Source organism: Leisingera sp. G5_S3_59_S7 (genome assembly GCF_054968485.1).
The window spans coordinates 1-14575 of record NZ_JBQKUH010000079.1 but is presented as its reverse complement, the minus strand read 5'-3'; the positions used below and the strand labels follow the sequence as shown (position 1 = coordinate 14575).

Below are 14575 nucleotides of genomic sequence, written 5' to 3'. Positions count from 1 at the left end.
GTCAGCCGCCGGCGGAAGGAGCCCGGTTATGTGGATTCAGCACAAAGTCAAGGAAGGCGAAACGTTCGAGGATATTGCAAAGAAGTACAAGGTCAAGGACCTGAAAGTCCTCCTCCAGCACCCCAAGAACAAACCCGCGGCGGCGGCGTACCGGAAAAAGCAGCCGCTCAAGAAAGGCATGGTCGTGCATACGCCGGACCCAAAGGCGAAATGCTATGTCATGAAGGTCGGCAACAAGCAGTACCCGCTGTCCGAAAAGGAATGGAAGCAGTCCATGGCGGCGCTGAACAGGGCCATGGACCTGAGCCTGAAGCGGATGAAGCGGGAGCTGGACAGCGCCAAATACCGGCACAAAATGCAAAACGACCTGGACGACGAGCATTTCATCATCTCGTTCCTGATCCGGTCCGGCGACGGCCCGGTGGCCTTGCAGGCGATGGCCAACGGCGCTGTCGCCAACCTAGAAAAAACCGTCAAAAGGCGGGATTACAAGCACTTCGAATTCAGCATGAAGCTTGCTGAAAAGCAGATCAACATGTACCGCACCGGTCTCGGCAACTGGCTCAGTGATGTGGTTGGCACCGCCGAAGGCTGGAAAACCGGCCTTTCCCTCGTGCGAGACATCAATTTCGTCATATTCGGCGCCGCGGCGATGACCCTTGCCGCTCCGGCCACCGCTGTGGCGACAGTTGCCTGGGGCACCGGAATCGGCGCCGGCACGGCGGTCATTGCCGAGAGTGCAAACCAGATCGGCAAGGTAATCGCTGGCGACCCGGTGACCAACAAGAGCTCAGCAAAGGCTATCGGCAAAGCCATGCTCCGGGGCGGAATCGCCGGCGGTGCGGGCGCAACTATTGCGAGGTTCGTCAGCGGATATGTCGCTCCCAAACTGGCTGAATACATCCTCCGCAACAGAGTCGCAGCAAGATTGGCGACGAGGCTGATCTCGAAATCGCCCCTGATACCTAAATTGACCGACCGCCTCTTGGAGCAGGAGATTAAAGCGCTTGGCGAGAACGTGGTGAAGCGGTTTTCCTCGCAAGCTTACAAGGAACTCGCCAGCAAAGTCCTGGTCAAGCTGTTCGTGCGGTCTGGCGTCAGCGGAACCAGCAAAATTCTCCAAAAGATCCTGCTGTCTGACAGCAGTCGCAGACCTGTTCACATGTATCTCGAACAGAATGCCACCACGCTCAAAGGGAAAATGGACCAGAAAAAACTTGGGGAACGCATTGCCAAGTTACTGCAGCGCGATCCGGTAACTGATATGGCCTTCGAGACCTTCTGCAGAAGCAACGTGAAGAAAATCGAGGGCGAACTGCGCGCCGAGGTCAGGAAGGGGCTGAAGGCCAAGACCTGGGAATGACCGTTCCCAGGCTTTGCAGGCCGGTCACGGCGTTCCGCCGGAATGGCCGGTCATCATCAGGCTCCCTCAGCCGCGGGCGCGGTCCTCTGCACCCTCACCCGAATTGCGAGCAGTGGGGCGAGATCTTGGCGTAATTCGATGCGGTGTCGATCGACAGGCTCTTGACGGCGACCTTGTAGAACGGCCCGTCATCGATTTCCTTGTAGGCATCGATCGCCACCTTCCGGGCGGCTTTCGCCTCGGCCTGGGCAAAGGCGTCATAATCGCCCTTGTACTTGCGCAGCATCGCATCGGTGTGTTTCTGCAGGATCTTCTGGCAGGCGGAATTCATCGCCTTGACGCCCTTGACGCAGATCTTCTGGTGCTCCTCCTCATGCGCCTTGACCAGGGAAAAGCACTTGGATTTCTTATCTATGGCTTTGCTTAGGTAGATCTGGCCGGTGTAGCGGATCGACAGGGTGACCGAAGACAGGCCGACGGCTTTCTTGGTCTTCCCGTCCATATCCCATTCGAAACTGGCGTTCATCAGCTTCAAATCCGGCGAGTGCTTTCCGAACAGGACGCCTTTCTCCCCCTTCCTCATCTTTTGCAGCTTGGCATGATCAATGATCGTGACCTTCGCCTTGGCCTGAATATCGGTATCGATAATGTATTTGGTCTTAGCCATCGGGGCGCTCCGCAATAAAGGCCCAGCCGGGGCCGGTATGAATTGCTGCCATGCGACCCCCGGCGGCGGGCCATGCGAACCCGTAACCGCCGCCAAGGCCCGCTGATCAAATCTTAGCCCGGATGATTGGGCTGGCAAAGCGGACAGGCGCACGTCCGGGGGCACAGGTGGCCGTTCTGGCGGAACCGCCGCGACAGGCCCCGGTCCCAGGCTTTGAAGCGTCCGTGCCGGTCAGTCCGCCGGGTTCTGAACGGCGCCAGGCAGGAAAACCGGGCCGGGCCTCTGACCGCTCAGGCTCGCCTGCACGGCCTCCCGCAAGGCCTCGCTGCGGTCCAGCAGCTTGCGGAACTCCGTCTCGCGCAGTTCCAGCAGCACAGACGGAGCGATGGCGCGGGCCTGCGCCTGGGCTAAGCGGGCACCGGGGGTCAGCAACGCGGCATGGCCGAACATGTCGCCCCGCCCCAGCCGGGTCACCCGGCCTGCCCGCCTGAGCTCCAGCGCGCCGGAGGCGATGAAATAGACGCTCCCGCCGCCGCCCTGGTCCGGCAGCTGGCCACCCGCATTGACATGGACGGTCTTCAGGCTGCGCTGCAGCTGCCGGCGACTGCGCCGGTCCAGCGCTTCGAAAAAGGGAAGCCTGCGGATTAGCTCGGCGCGCTGAACCGCCACATCCAGCCGCGGACGGCTGTCCAGCTGCGCCCGGCGGGCAAGCAGGTCCTGCAGCAGGGCCGTCAGCACTTCGGTGCCGATCAGCCCGTCTTCATGCAGGGTCCGGTACTCGCGCTCCTCAAACCGCAGCGCCGCGCGCCGGATGAACAGACGCTCCAGCTCTTCGGCATAACCGGGATACTGCAGCCGCAGCCCCTCCAGGGCCGCCTCCAGCGCTTCCGACCGCCGGGCCAGCATCCCGTGCAGCAGCTGGGCCACGCGTTTGCCGTGGATCCGGCGGATGCGGCTGTCGACAAAGGCATCGAGGTCGCCAAGAATGACCCGCTGCGCCAGCATGTATTCAAACCGGTCCGCCGTCAGCCTGCCCAGCAGCACCGGCACCCGCAGGCGATTGTGCAGCGCCAGCGCCAGGCGGAAGCCGCGGCCATAGGCCAGCATGCCCCGCGCCCGCCTGCGGTAGCCGGAGCGGCCCTGGGTCCGGACTGCTTCGATCAGCCGGTCGGCGCCGGTGATCAGCTGCTCCGTCACGCGGGCGGAAATCAGCCGCTCCCGCAGCTGGCGCAGCGCCGCTTCGCGCTCCGCCGCCGCCAGCGAAATCAGCCCCAGCTTGACCCGGTCCTTATCCAGAATGCCGGTGGTTTCCTCCGCCGCCCGCACCGCCTCGTCCAGCCAGATACCGAACTGCTTGGCCTCGTCGCGCACGGTTTCATGGTTCAGCCGGTAGCTTTGGGTGACGCCGGCCACCTCTTCGCGCACGGTTTGCAGTGCGACTGCAACCGCCTGCTGCGACAGCGCCGCATCAAAGGCAGAGAGCCGGTCCAACCCGAGCCTGCTTACCACCCAGCGCAGGGTCGTGCCCTGAACCAGCAGGGTGAACAGGACAAAGCCGGTGGCGAGAATGCCAACAAGGCGCTTGGTCTCATGCGGGATCAGCGCGTTCTCGGTCACCGCCAGCGCCAGCGCCAGCGTCAGCGCCCCCCGCAGGCCGCCCCACAGGATGGCAGCGCGGTAGCTGCGGTCTATGGCGGGCGACAGCCGTAACCCGCTCAACGCCGGCATCATGACAAACAGGATCAGCGCGCGGGCCGCGATGGCGGCGGCGATCACCACCAGGATCAGGACGAAATCCGTCAGCCGGATTTCCTGCAGCAGGCGCGGGATGAACAGCGCCGCCAGCACAAAGATCATCGCTCCCGCCCAATGTGCCAACAGGTCCCAGCTCTCGCACAGCTTGGTCCAGGCCTGCGGCGTCAGCCGCCCCGGCGCCGCCAGGTGCAGCGACAGCCCCGCCGCGACCACCGCAATGACCCCGGAGGCGCCCAGCACCTGCTCGGCAATGACATAGGCCAGATAGGGCAAGGCAACCGAAACCGACAGCTGCGCCAGGATAAAATCCGCAAACAGGCTCATGACCCAGACCGCCGCCCTTGTTGCCAGCCAGCCGGTCAGCGCGCCGCCCAGGATCAGCATTGGAAAGCCCGCCAGCGCCTCCTGCATCGAGGGATCGGGAACGCCGACCATCACGAAGCCGAGGAACAGGCCAAACAGCGCAATTGCCGCCGCATCGTTCAGCAGGCTTTCGCCTTCGACGATCCGGGTCAGGCGCTGTGGCGCGGCAATCGAGCGGAAAATGCTGACCACCGCCGACGGGTCGGTGGTCGAGACGATGGAGCCGACCAGCAGGCAGGCGGTCAGCGGCAGGCTGCTCGCCCAGTGCAGCGAATAGCCCACCAGCCCGGTCGCCGCCACAACGGCGATCACCGCCAGAACGATGATGGGCACGCCGTCCCCGACCATCTCGCGCAGGTCCATTCCGATGGTGGCCTGGAACAGCAGGGTCGGCAGGAAAACATAGATAAAGATCTCGGCCTGGATCGGCAGCCCCAGGATTGCCTCCGCCACGGGGTTGAGCGCATCGGTCAGTTCGGTACGCAAAAAGAAGCTGGCGCCAAGGCCCAGCACGATGCCGATCATGGCAATGATGGCGCTGTATGGCAGCCGCAGCCGCGCGGCCAAAGGCTCCGCCGTGCCGATCAGGAAGAACAGCACGGCAATGAAGGAGATGACAACCCAGGTATCCATATCTGCCGATAGCGGTTTTCAGAAGGCGAAGGAACGCAATAGTGCAGCCCCACTGCCCGGCCGCATAAACCCGCCATTGCGGCGGCTTGGGAATTCGCAGCCAAATCCGGTGCTGTTGGGCAGCTGCGGCGCTCCGGCCCGTAAACCCGCTCAGGCCGCGCCGCTCAGGGACGCCCGCCAGACGCGGAAACGCCCCTGCCCCGTCACCTCCTGCACCAGGTTCTTCGCCTCGAACCAGGCAATGTTCCTTTGCACCGCGGCGCGGCTGGCGCAGCTCAGTTCTTCGGCCAGCGGGGCTGTTACCAGCGGCCAGCTGCGGAACACCTCGATCAATCGCGGCGGTGTGCGGCCCGACAGGGATTTGGCGCGGCTGCGAGCGTCGCTCTCCCACTGGTCCAGCTGATCCAGATGCCGCATTGCCCGGAGAACCCCCTGGTCCACCGCCTGCAGCCAGCGGTGCAGCCGCTCCTGCGGCTCGCCGCCGCCGCGCAGCCCCCCTGCCCCGCTCATCAGCACCGGCGCAAACAGGGCGCCGCCCTGCCCTTCGCCGGCCGACATGCGCGCAGCGATCACCGCGCCCTCCAGAACGTCGCCCTCTGGCCCGATCCCCGCCATCCGCCAGAGGTGAAAGGCAAAGCACGCGCGGACGATCGGATGCAGGGCGGATGCGGTTTTCATGATGGCATTCCACCCGGCGATCCTGCCGGACAAGGGATCTTCGCCCGGGGCGTCATGGCGGCCCAGAAACCCGGCGATATCCGCCCCCGGGCCGGGGCCGCCCGACAGGCGGCGGAACGCCCAGGCGGTGCGCTGCAGCGCCGCGGTATCATCGCCGGACGCGCTGACCCGCATCGCCTGCCACAGCCCCAGCCTGTCGGGGGAGATCCGGTCGCCGGACAGCCAGCTGAGCCCGGACGCCTCTGCAAGCGCCAGCCTGTGGCGCCAGCCTTCGGGCCCGCGCCGCAACCGCTCATCCAGCGCCCCGAACCGCGCCGCCGTCTGCGCCAGATGCAGCGCCTCCGCCGCCTGCGCCTGTTGCCACTTGGCGACCTGCGCCCGCTCATCCGGCTCGGCGCGCGGCAGCGGCGGCAGAAAGTCCGGCTCCTCCTCCGGCGGTCCGGGCAGGAACCACAGGTCCTCCTCCCCGGTTTCACCATCATAGGGGCCTTTTCCGGCATCTGTGCCGCTGCCTTTGGTTTCAGATAGGGTCCGGATCATATGTGCAAATTGTAGTCATTTTGCACATTACTCAAGCGATTTCGTCTTTCCCGGCTGGCTCTGCGCAGGGACAGCGCTCAGCGCCGGTGCACCCGCCCCTGCCGCACCGGCCGGAACAAGGAAACAAGGGGGACAGCTGGCAGCCCGGGCGAATGGTTGAAAATCGCACGCGTCTTCAAACCTCCGTTTAATAGAGATATATTCAATTGAAAATTGTTCCGGATCAGGCAAACTTGTGAACGATCGCGAATAGACAGCTTCAAGAATCCACCATGCCCTTCATCGGCTATGCCCGTGTCTCTACCGATGACCAATCCACCACTGCCCAGGCTGAAGATCTCCGGGCTGCGGGTTGCGCACGGGTGCATCAGGAACAGGCGTCCGGCGGCGATCGGACGCGACCGGTCCTGAACCGACTTTTTGAAACGCTCCGCCCAGGTGATACGTTGGTAGTCGTTCGACTGGACCGGCTTGCCCGTTCGCTCTCCCACTTGTTGGAGGTGATTGAGGGGCTGGAGGCCAAAGGCGTCCACTTTAAGTCCCTACGCGACCCGGTCGATACCTCCAGCCCACAGGGAAAATTCACCCTCCAGGTGCTGGGCGCCGCGGCAGAACTGGAACGCGCGCTGATCCGGGAGCGCACCTTGGTCGGTCTGAAATCGGCGCGGGCGAAGGGCCGGATCGGTGGCAATCCCGGACTACGCAGCAAGGACCCCACCGCCCTCCGAAAAGTACAGGCTGCCCGTGATGAGGCCCTGTTCCGGCGGCTGGAGGAAAGCGCGCAGGACTGGGTTCCTGAGGTGCGCCGCCTGCGGCCCGACCTGCCGTGGGACGACGTGGTTCGGATCATCAATGCCCGGCTTCCATCCGGCGCGCGGAAATGGTCTCGGGAAAGACTGATCCGCGCGGCGAAACGCTATGTCCGCGAAGGTTTCCTGGAAAGCCATGTCCTTGAGCGCGCCCGGCGCAGGGAGCCCGATGACCGGCTGATGACGATTGTTGCCGCCATTGCAGGCTCGGCTCCGGACATCACGCTGCAGCAGATTGCAGACCGGCTGGAGGCCATGCGCGAGCGGACACCGCGTGGGCGGGCAAAATGGTCTGTGTCTTCCGTCAAGATGCTGCTGGACCGCGCCAAGACCCAGGGCCTGATTCCGGCCGAGCGGCCCGAATAGGACGAGCCGCAAACACAGGATGCCCCCTGCCCTAGACCTTTGGAACCTGTCCTATCGAATTTGTTCCAAAAGAGATCTTACCGAAGGTTTTGGCTTCATAACTGTAGTTATATGCGGCAATTCGGTTGTGTTGGTAGCTAGGTGTTCAGTCCGGATATCTGGTGGATCGGATCGGCAATGAAACTGCCTGGTTCTAAAGTCCAGACTTTGCAGTTGTATTCGTAGGGCTTGAGCCCGCTAAGGCTCTTGAGCCTTTGGGCGAAGTTAAAAGCGGCCATGAAATCGGCGAAGAGGGTGAAAAGTTGATCGTGGCTGTCGCAGTGGGAGCGTTTGACGGTGGCGTCCTTGACTGTTCGGTTCATCCGCTCGACTTGACCATTTGTCTACGGATGGTGGGTTTGGTCTGCCGGTGCTCGCTCCCGTTCGCTTCGCACAACATGTCAAAGCGCATATGCTGGGAATTGATCGTGTTGTGGCTACGGTCTGGTCGGAGAACTAAACCCCGTTGTCGGTCAGGATCGCGTGGATTCGGTAAGGGATTACCTCGAACAGGTGTTCCAGGATTTCACATTCCGTCCGCTTGACGGCTTTCTCGACCAGTTGGGCGGCCGTTAAGTTGTTGGTCTTGCCGATAGCAATGAAGAGATGGAGCTTATCCTGGCGGTCTGTAATATCTGCGATGTCCATGTGAAAGAAGCCGATGGCGTAAAGATTAATGCACTGACGCTTGGGTTTGTCCCCCTACATCCGGTAGCCGTGAGATGCCATTCTGCTGAACGCAGTGGTGCAGCGCTGTCCGGGTCAGGTGCGGGATCGAGGGCTGGAAGGCATAAGACAATCATCCATAGGAAGGAGCGTGCGCCGCCGGAAAGCTACCACCATAGCCTCCTAAGCCTCGTTGAGAAAGGTCGAGCGAGGTTCAGTCGGATCGGTCTTGCGATCCTCGACCGTCTCGCACTTGTGCCAATTCGCGACCGTCTTCGGGTTGATATCGAGTACTCGGCTCAATGCCGCCGTCGAAGTTTGCGATCGTTTTATTGCAGCTCGGATAGGCGTGCTTAGTCGTGGCGCCGCTGTGACGAACTTGTCCCATAGTGCTTCCTTCTCTTCCACAGAATGGATCGCACCATCAAGCTGTGGGATTAAACACCTAGCTCAACAAAGTCGCTTTCAAGCGACCTGAACGCTTTCACGTGAGAGTGTACATATCGACTGAACTTACGTCACACCGCCTTTCCGGTTTACCCGGGTAAACCCTTTTGTGGACTTACCGTACCTGAGACAGAGTGGTTTAGCGGTTTTTAGTATCCACTCTCTGGAGCAAACCCTCCGGCTTCCAGCCGGAAGCGCTTTAGCGTGAAAGAATCCTGTTATGCACTTACCCTCCGGAAAATGAGCCGCTGCCGGGTCGAAGGCTCATTTTCCGGAGGGTAAGTGCATGCAATATGACACCGGCAAACACTGCGTTTTCTACCACCGCTACCATATCGTCTGGTCGACCAAATACCGCTACAAAGTGCTGCGCGGGGCATTGCGCCTGCGTGTGCACGACATCTGCCGCCAGGTTTGCGCTGAGAACGGGGTCGCCATCTTGCGCGGGGTGCTGTCGAGCGACCATGTGCATATGTTCGTGTCGGTACCGCCGAAACTCGCCATCTCCGATCTGGTGCGCAAGATGAAGGGCCGTTCGTCTTACCGGGTGCAACGGGAATTCCCCGCGATCCGCAGGCGCTACTGGGGCTGCCGGTTCTGGGGCCGCGGGTATTTTTCAACCACCAACGGCGCCATCACCGAAGACATCGTACTTCAGTACCTGGAAAATCACATTGCCGATCCTACCGGCGCCAGCCGGTAGTCGTTCAGTAGGCAAGGCAAACCGGAATATTATTGATGGTTTACCCGGGTAAACCATCAAGGGATGAACAGTTGCCCACTTTCTTGGTAAGGTTCTGGATCAACCGAACTGGATCGAAGCGGCCAGTTGCAGAACCGTTAGTAAGGCTTCGCAGATAGGCACCAGGAGATCGAATGTTCTTGTGCATTTGTGTCATAGCCAAAAGAGTCAAAGTCAAGCCTCCCTGCCCCAATTCCCGCTCGGCGCTGTCCAATACGTTTCGGCTCAACCCGAGCATTGGCGCGAGAAATCGCGACAACTGATGTAAATCTACCCAATTCCGTACTGGTGACTGTGCGAAACTTAAAGCCTCGGGACAAGCTGCTAAGACGTCAGCCATCGTGAGCGAAGGTACATCCTTGTGGCCTGTCTTAGTTTTTTTTGCTTTGCCAAGTGTTTCAGCTTCGACCTTGGACTCTTCAGATTCAATTTTTTTCTGTATTGATCTCTGATGGTGGCGGACATTTTGACTGTCATCGGGGGACAAAACTTCAGCCTCAAGCAGGTCTTCGCTACCAGACACGGACTCGGAGCAGGGCGGGGGAGGGGTATCATCCGAGGGTGTGAACCGCCCAATGAGGGCCTCCAGTTCAACACGGTTTAGGCGGCGGCGAAGAGCGAGGCGGATGATGTTGTCTTCTTCCGAACCAATGGGCCACTGTCGCCGCAGCGTGGAAAGGCGGTCGCGCAGCAGGCGGACGCGCACGGCCTCTTCTTCGGCCTCTGCCGCAAGCGCTGCGATCTCCCTAGCGCGTTCTAGAAGCGGACCCAGATCAAAGCCATAGGCCTGCAAAATGCTGCCGTCGCGGGCGCGGTGCACGTAGCGTTTGCCGTTGGGGGATTGAGTTCGGCGCAGAAGGCCGATCTCGAGCAACCGGGCAATCTGGCGTCGCATTGTGCGCTCTCCCATGCAATTGGCTCGCTCGCAAAGCTTTTCGTTCGAGGCAAACACCACCCAGGTGCCGGTTGCCCCGCGCTCGCGGACGAAAGAGACCAGTGCTTGCAGCAGGCTGAAATGCCGGTCCTTGAGGTTGAAGGTGTCCTTGGCTGCTTTGAGATTAGTGATCACGTCCCAAAACATTTGCCGTGGATCGCTGCCGTCCAGGCATGGGAGATCGGCCGGGGAAGGGACCCCGGTTGCCGGAATAAGCTTTTTAAATGCCATCTGCTCTTCACGAGGGACCTGGAAGCCACACCTTATCCTTCCTGTACCCTGCCTAACGGCAATTTTTGGCACAAGTTACCTGTCAACCGGATGGGTTGTTGTTGACAGTTCAGAAGAGAGCGGGGTACATCTTAGGTGCAAACATAGATGGGGCTCTCTGGGATTACGGTCTTGGGGAGCTTCTCTTTTTTGGTCTCCTGTATTGTGCCTCCTTGCTGGTGTTGCCTGTTATGCCTCGGGCGCCCTTTTCAGGACGCCTGTTCCTCTTGCCACTGCGCATGCAGGCGCAGCAGGGCTTCTTCTCCGTGCCGGTCAAGCCATTCAGAGAATTCCTGTTGTTTCGGGTGTGTCCGCAGAATGGTGCGTCCTCCGGTCGTAAGAACCTCTCCAATCTTGGCGCCGCCTTCCGGTGCGCGCACGGCCCGTGCCGGTTTCGGGGCAGGGGCTTCGGGCTTCTTAGGCGCCAGTTGCGCCTCCACTCTCCGGGCAAAAGCGTCGAACCGCTTGGCCGACTCCAGCTTGGCATCTGCCTCGGTCACCGGCACAGTGGCCGGGTCGATTTCATGCTCCAGTACTTTCTCCGCCAGCGCGTGCCAACGTTTCCAGCCAACACCCGGTGCTTCGCCAATCCACTCGATCACATTGCGCGGGATCGCCTGGCGCACCTTGCGCATGTGCGACAGGTGGCTCTTGCTTACCGCTAGCGCTTCGCGGATCACCGCCGGGGCGTATCCGGCTTCTTCTAGGTCACCCGCAAACACGGCCTTTTCGATGAAGGAAGGATCCTTACGGTGGTTGTTCTCCTGGCCCTGGGCAAGGATCGCTTCCTCATCCGACAGGGTGCGCACCAGTGCTTTGACCGGGATACCCAGCTGCTTGATCGCGGCGAGGCGGCGGCGGCCGTAGACGACCTGGTAGCGCCCGCTCAGCCGCGGATGCGGCCGGAGCAGGATCGGCACTTGCTGGCCGTGCTGGCCGATGCTTTGCTTCAGCTCCTCTAGATCGTTACCGTCCAGCTGGAACCGGTCGCGCATGCCGGTATCCTCGATCTGCTCCGGATCGATCTCCTGCACGCTGCGCTGCGCTGTTGATCGGATGTCATTTTCCAGGGCTGCTACGGGACCGCGGCGGAAGGCTTGGGGAATGGGCGCCTCGCGGGCGGCTTCGACAGGATCGCGTTCAGCCGGGGCGGCCGCTTCCTCAGCCTCGGCGCCGAATTCGGCCATCAGCCCTTCAAAGACGTTTTTGCGCGCCATCAGCTTCTCCCCCAGGCCGCTTGCACAGCGGTTTCGAATTCATCCGCCACGTGGTTTACTGATTCCATCGCTCGCTCCAGCGTGGCGCGGTTCATTTCGGCTCTATTGGCCTCGTAGAGTGTTTTTTGTGACAGGCCCGCATCGGAAACTGCAGTGGACTTCAGGAACGGTTCCGTCATCAGCCGCTGCCCGAAATGCATCCGGAGGAATGATGCCATCTGCGATTGCGGCATGTCCGAAGGTTCGTAGCGGCACAGGAGATAACGCTGGAAATCATAGTCCAGCCGCTGATCGTTGCGCTGCACCACTTTTAGAAGTGAGGTGGCCATTGTGAGATACTGGCTGAGGCTGGCCACGTCGATCATATTCGGGATCACGGTAATCAAAAGGCCGGTGGCAGCCACTAGCGCCGACATGGTGAGAAAGCCCAGCTGCGGCGGACAGTCGATGAACACGACGTCATAGCGGTCCTCGACCTGGTCGATCGCCGCCTTCAGCCGAAGGTAGAAGGGCGGCTGTATGCCCTTACGAATCGCATGTGGGGTCTCTGTCTCGTATTCCGACAGGATCAGTCCGCCAGGCGCCAGGTCGAGGTTCTGGAAGTAGGTTTTTCGGACCACATCTTCCATCGGGGCCGGATCCTGGTACCGCACGGCGTCATAGATTGTGCCGGAATCTGTCAGATCGAGTTCGGGGTGGAGACCCAGCATGGTGGTAAGCGACGCCTGCGGGTCCATGTCAACTGCCAGGACCCTATACCCCTTTAGCGCGAAACGCTGCGCAAGGTGAACGGCACTGGTTGTCTTGGCCGAGCCGCCTTTGAAGGTCGAAACCGCAATCACCTGCAAATGGTCGCTGCCTACCCGGCCGGGCAGGAACTGCAGCGGGTCCTTTGCTGTCCGCGCCATCGCTAGGCGGATGTCCTGAATGTTTTTACCGGTGTAGAGCCTGTGCCCGCGCCCGTCTGTATTCACATCGGGAATCTTGCCGTCGAAATGCAGCTTGCGCAGATGTGACTGGCTTAGACCGAGCAGCGTGGCCACTTCACCCGAAGTGAACGGTCTAAGCTCTTTCTTCGCTTCCGGAGCGAAGACGTTGCGCATATGCTTGTCCAAGGACTGGCGCAGCCGAGCTTCATCCTTAAGCAGATCGTCAAAGACATCTGCCCCTGGCGGCATCCCGATAGCGGGTTCGATTTGTGCCGTCATTCACTGCTCCTTGTCCGGCCGTCTTTACCGCGGCTCTTCCGTAACGCCGAACGGCCGCTAAGCAGCTTTGTGCGTTACAGTTTCCGTGATGCCACCAAATACCCGCTCCTTGCAAGAGATTTCCATGTAGTGATAATTGTAGTCATGTAAGCGCCTACCGCTATATCTAGTATTGTCGCGCAGCCGAGTATTATTAACGTGTTGAAAGATATTAACTTTTTTACATCTTCAGGCGGGGTGGAGGCTGCCTCCACTTGAAAACTGACGAGTACGGTATAGCGGGGCACAGCGTTGGCGCGGGCCGCTTGCCTAGAAAACACTCCTTAAGCGATTCTCCTGGAGACTGCAGCAAGGACCAAAAGCTACGGCTACTAAACGCATACTGGATGAACGCTTCCATAACGCGTTCAAACCACGTGGCCGCACCTAAGAGCTTCCACCGCTCTCCGACTACATCACCATTTTATTGGTCTAAGCGCCTTTGGCTGGACGCTACTAGCCGCTTCAGGATGCCCGTACATGAGTTCATCTCAATCAACCACTGGCAGGGCAAACAGAGCGGAACTTGACGAAAACAAGATAGCGGTCTGACCAGTAGAATACTGAACTATCTGAAACGAAAGCCGGACTGGACGCTTCTTTCACTGGCCACCTGAGTAATACAGCCGACTAACAGAAGCGGCCAGCGTTCTTAGGCCTCTTCGTCCAGATTCAACCAGTATCGCGTAAAACGGCGTTCACCGGTCCGGTTGAGCGCACCCTTTTCAACGAGATCCTGCAGATCCCGGGTTGCTGTTGCCCTCGATGTGCCGGTGATCTTGAGATAATTCTCAGCGCTCAGCCCGCCTTTGAATCCTTCGGGGCCTTCTCTGAACATCCGCGTAATTGCCTTGGCTTGCCGGTCGTTCAAATGGTCCCGGAGCCTGTCGTAGAAGCGCGCCTTACCGATGAAGAACCCGACCCGGTCGAGTGTGACCTGCTGAGCCTTCAGCACAATCTCAGCGAACCAGACAAGCCAGGCTGTCACATCAAGCGTTTTTTGGTGCACTTCGAGCTGGTCGTAATAGGTTCTCCTTTCCCTTTCTATGGTGAAGGCAAGGGCAATGAGGCTTGGTTGACCAAGGTTCTGCGCCAAAGATTTTTCGGCCAGGGCGCGGCCCAAGCGGCCGTTCCCGTCTTCGAAAGGGTGAATGCTCTCGAAGTAAAGATGGCTCAGCCCGGCCCGGGTCAGGGCAGGGAGCGGCTCAGGAGCGCCCGGCCCGGTGGTATTGAACCAGCCAACATAGCGTTCCATCTCGCGCAGGACCTGACCCGAAGGCGGGGCTTCGAAGTGTACTGTAGGCCGGTCAAGGCGGCCGGAGACGATTTGCATTGCTTCCGCGTGCCGCCTGTAGCCGCCGATGGCTTCAAGACGGCGGTCGTGGGACAGGAGCATATGGTGCCAGCGAAACAGTGTTTCGTGAGAAAGCGGGCCTGCAAAGCTGGAATAGACGTCCACCATCATCTCGGCGACACCTTGCTCCCGCGGCTTTGCCGGGTAGCTGTCAGGCGCCAGCCCCAGATGGCGGCGCAGCGAAGACTGAACGCTGAGCCGATCCAGGATCTCACCTTCGATGGCACTGGTTTGCATTGCCTCATCGCTGAGTAGCTCGATACGGAGTTGCTCGCGTTCAGAGTGGCTGACATGATGCACGGCTCCGAGAATCTCGCCGGAAGACAGCAGAAATTGCCGTTCCAGTGGCTCGAGAGCCGAGGCATCATATCGAAAGCCTGGCCACCCGGGCATTTTCCAATTCCATGGCATGAGGTATAGAGATCCTTTCTATAGCTCAATTATTGTCACATTTTGATCTATAGAGGTCAACGCTATCGATCAAC

The 14575-nt window shown here is 60.4% G+C and carries 10 protein-coding genes and 1 pseudogene; 3 read left to right on the top strand and 8 right to left on the bottom strand.

Features of this window, described 5'->3' with window-relative positions; translation table 11 throughout:
* Window positions 1-1363 (top strand): hypothetical protein (locus ACTRWG_RS21185; RefSeq protein ID WP_462829906.1); only part of this gene is annotated, 1363 nt, incomplete at its 5' end.
* A 94-nt stretch (window positions 1364-1457) separates the two neighbouring features.
* Here ACTRWG_RS21185 and ACTRWG_RS21180 read toward each other — a convergent pair.
* The 3 genes from ACTRWG_RS21180 to ACTRWG_RS21170 form a co-directional block, all read right to left on the bottom strand.
* Entirely contained in the window at window positions 1458-2030 is a 573-nt protein-coding gene (locus ACTRWG_RS21180; protein ID WP_027233713.1) for a hypothetical protein, read from the bottom strand.
* A gap of 231 nt (window positions 2031-2261) precedes the next feature.
* A complete protein-coding gene (locus ACTRWG_RS21175; protein WP_027233712.1) occupies window positions 2262-4781 on the bottom strand; it encodes a cation:proton antiporter in 2520 nt (839 codons plus the stop codon).
* Between the two features lie 150 nt (window positions 4782-4931).
* Window positions 4932-5999 (bottom strand): hypothetical protein, encoded by a 1068-nt coding sequence (locus ACTRWG_RS21170; protein WP_027233711.1) that lies wholly within the window; start codon window positions 5997-5999, stop codon window positions 4932-4934.
* 272 nt (window positions 6000-6271) lie between these two features.
* Here ACTRWG_RS21170 and ACTRWG_RS21165 point away from each other — a divergent pair, with 272 nt between their 5' ends.
* A complete protein-coding gene (locus tag ACTRWG_RS21165; protein ID WP_027233710.1) occupies window positions 6272-7174 on the top strand; it encodes a recombinase family protein in 903 nt (300 codons plus the stop codon).
* Between the two features lie 137 nt (window positions 7175-7311).
* Here the strand turns inward: ACTRWG_RS21165 and ACTRWG_RS21160 are convergent.
* Window positions 7312-8267, bottom strand: a pseudogene (locus ACTRWG_RS21160) (transposase family protein).
* A 345-nt stretch (window positions 8268-8612) separates the two neighbouring features.
* On the opposite strand from ACTRWG_RS21160, the gene tnpA reads away from it, so the two are divergent.
* Window positions 8613-9029, top strand: a complete 417-nt coding sequence (tnpA, locus tag ACTRWG_RS21155; RefSeq protein ID WP_027233708.1) for an IS200/IS605 family transposase — start codon at window positions 8613-8615, stop codon at window positions 9027-9029.
* Between the two features lie 40 nt (window positions 9030-9069).
* Here the strand turns inward: tnpA and repC are convergent, their stop codons facing one another.
* The 4 genes from repC to ACTRWG_RS21135 form a co-directional block, all read right to left on the bottom strand.
* A complete protein-coding gene (repC, locus tag ACTRWG_RS21150) occupies window positions 9070-10233 on the bottom strand; it encodes a plasmid replication protein RepC (RefSeq protein WP_027233707.1) in 1164 nt (387 codons plus the stop codon).
* 248 nt (window positions 10234-10481) lie between these two features.
* Window positions 10482-11489, bottom strand: coding sequence for a plasmid partitioning protein RepB (gene repB / locus ACTRWG_RS21145; RefSeq protein ID WP_027233706.1), 1008 nt, complete (start codon window positions 11487-11489; stop codon window positions 10482-10484).
* Window positions 11489-12697 carry a plasmid partitioning protein RepA gene (repA, locus tag ACTRWG_RS21140; RefSeq protein WP_245597312.1) on the bottom strand — a complete coding sequence of 403 codons (1209 nt, stop codon included), beginning with the start codon at window positions 12695-12697 and terminating at the stop codon, window positions 11489-11491. The genes repB and repA overlap by 1 nt, the downstream gene beginning before the upstream one ends.
* A gap of 691 nt (window positions 12698-13388) precedes the next feature.
* A complete protein-coding gene (locus ACTRWG_RS21135) occupies window positions 13389-14501 on the bottom strand; it encodes a Fic family protein (RefSeq protein ID WP_027233704.1) in 1113 nt (370 codons plus the stop codon).
* Between the last annotated feature and the right edge of the window lie 74 nt (window positions 14502-14575).